At 28.3% G+C, this 265-nt stretch carries 1 protein-coding gene; it reads right to left on the minus strand.

Annotated elements, in window-relative coordinates; translation table 11 throughout:
- The coding region (locus SB717_RS36625; RefSeq protein WP_410907968.1) for a hypothetical protein at positions 1 to 265 on the minus strand (265 nt) is incomplete at both ends.

The following is a 265-nucleotide window of genomic DNA, read 5'->3' on the forward strand; positions in this document are numbered from 1 at the left end:
CTGTCTACTGAAATGTCTGGCCTTTCTGAACCTACAAAATTTACTATACCATTTCTAATGAAATCCCGCTTAAAATCGAATTCATATCTCAAATCTGCATTACTTACCAAAATACCATCTACTAAAATAGCAGAATGTTTATATAAACATTCTTCAAAATTTAAAACACGCCAATCCAAAATATCTAGATTAGGTAAGGGTAAACTTAATATAAAATTATATTCAATATCTGTAGTAGCGACCTTTAACATATCTACTTTAATAT

This window comes from Priestia sp. SIMBA_032 (assembly GCF_046535215.1).
Classification (GTDB): Bacteria; Bacillota; Bacilli; order Bacillales; family Bacillaceae_H; genus Priestia; species Priestia aryabhattai.